Source organism: Pseudomonas sp. UBA4194, assembly GCF_002379585.1.
Classification (GTDB): Bacteria; Pseudomonadota; Gammaproteobacteria; order Pseudomonadales; family Pseudomonadaceae; genus Aquipseudomonas.
On the sequence record NZ_DFUE01000053.1, the window covers coordinates 1,360 to 2,730 of the forward strand.

Here is a 1,371-nt window from a genome sequence, read left to right on the forward strand (position 1 = left end):
TCGGTTGCAAGGAACAGAGCGAACGGCGTGCCAGTTTTTTCAGGGTTCAGCAAGTCGCCTCTATCTTCATGAAAGCCCTGAAGAAACGTGGCTGATCCGGTTTCAGCCGGCGCAACTGCACCTGTTGCTCAACTACGCAATCGCGTAGAACTACGACTGTTCGTAGCCACTCTCACGAGATCTCGTATGGCCGATGACGATTCCATGAGCCACTGGGCCGACCTGGCCTACGCCTCACGACACCGAGTATTCGAACACTGCGCCCAGGCCATCGCCTTGCTCGATCCCTATGGCGATCGCTTCGGCGATCTGAACATTGCCGCGTGCACCCTGCTCGGGTACCCCAGGCATGAACTGCTGGAGCTGCCCGTCAGCCGTCTGTTCGGTCATCAGATGGCCGACCTGATCGTATTCAGTCAGGCGGTGCTGGAGAAAGGCCGGGGCTGGTCCGACGAGCTGAGCTGCAATTGCAAGAGCGGCGAGCGCATCCAGCTCGAAATCTCGGCCACCACCCTGAGCGTCAAAGGCCAGTTACAGCTGATTCTGGTGTTACAGGCGCGCAGCGAGCAGCAATATCAGCGCGATCAGGCAGAGACCGAGCGGACCATGCGCGGCGGGCTGCTGGAGTGGCGCAATATTCTCAACCTGTTCCAGGAAACCGAGCGGGACAACCAGCTGTTGCTCAGCGCGGTCGGCGACGGCATCTACAGCATCGACAACCAAGGGCTGGCCACCTTCGTCAATCCGGCAGGCGCGCGCATGCTGGGTTGGGAGCCCAAGGACATGATCGGCAAGAATATCCACCGTATTCACCACCACAGCCATGCCGACGGTTCGCACTACCCGGTCGAGGATTGCCCCATCTACCGGGCAGTGCACGACGGCGTGGTTCACGAAGGACGGCAGGAAGTGTTCTGGCGCCGCGATGGCAGCTCGTTTCCAGTTGAATTCACCAGCACCCCCGTGATCGCCGAGGGCCGCTTGGTAGGTGCAGTGGTGGTGTTTCGCGATATCACCGAACGGCGCACCACCGAGCTTCAGCTGCAAACCGCACTGCAGGAACTCAAGCTGCTCAAGGAGCGCCTGGAAGAGCAGAACGCCTACCTGCAGGAAGAGATCCAGATCGAGCACAACTACCGGGAAATTGTCGGTCAGAGCGAGCCGATCCTGAAGATCATCAAGCAGATCGATGTGGTCGCGCCCACAGATGCCAGTGTCTTGATCCACGGCGAGTCGGGCACCGGCAAGGAACTGATCGCCCGCGCCATCCACGAAGCCAGTCGACGCAGCGGGCAGCCGCTGATCCGGGTCAACTGCGCAGCGATTCCTGCGGAGTTGTTCGAGAGCGAGTTCTTTGGCCACATTCGAGGG

1 protein-coding gene is annotated in these 1,371 nt (G+C 60.2%); it reads left to right on the forward strand.

Annotation, left to right across the window (positions count from 1 at the left end; all coding sequences use genetic code 11):
• Positions 1–186 precede the first annotated feature (186 nt).
• Positions 187–1,371, forward strand: a 1,185-nt coding sequence (locus B3397_RS13850; RefSeq protein WP_296251000.1) for a sigma 54-interacting transcriptional regulator, incomplete at its 3' end; no start/stop codon positions are given.